A 313-nucleotide genomic window follows, 5' to 3' on the forward strand; every position below is an offset into this window, starting at 1 on the left:
GGGTGATTAGCTCAGCTGGGAGAGCACCTCCCTTACAAGGAGGGGGTCGGCGGTTCGATCCCGTCATCACCCACCACTTTCTCGCCAGCGAATTCTTATCAACAGAAGTACCGAAGTGGGTGATTAGCTCAGCTGGGAGAGCACCTCCCTTACAAGGAGGGGGTCGGCGGTTCGATCCCGTCATCACCCACCACTTTCTCGCCAGCGAATTCTTATCAACAGAAGTACCGAAGTGGGTGATTAGCTCAGCTGGGAGAGCACCTCCCTTACAAGGAGGGGGTCGGCGGTTCGATCCCGTCATCACCCACCACTT

The 313-nt window shown here is 56.9% G+C and carries 3 tRNA genes; all 3 read left to right on the top strand.

What is annotated here, in order from left to right:
• The 3 genes from PU683_RS22110 to PU683_RS22120 all read left to right on the top strand — a co-directional run bounded on the left by PU683_RS22110 (window position 1) and on the right by PU683_RS22120 (window position 310).
• Window positions 1-76 (top strand) — tRNA-Val (locus tag PU683_RS22110).
• 41 nt (window positions 77-117) lie between these two features.
• A tRNA-Val gene (locus PU683_RS22115) sits at window positions 118-193 on the top strand.
• A gap of 41 nt (window positions 194-234) precedes the next feature.
• Window positions 235-310, top strand: a tRNA-Val gene (locus PU683_RS22120).
• Window positions 311-313: the final 3 nt, after the last annotated feature.

Source organism: Candidatus Kosakonia sp. 282A-S69 (assembly GCF_029433855.1).
GTDB lineage: Bacteria > Pseudomonadota > Gammaproteobacteria > Enterobacterales > Enterobacteriaceae > Kosakonia > Kosakonia cowanii_A.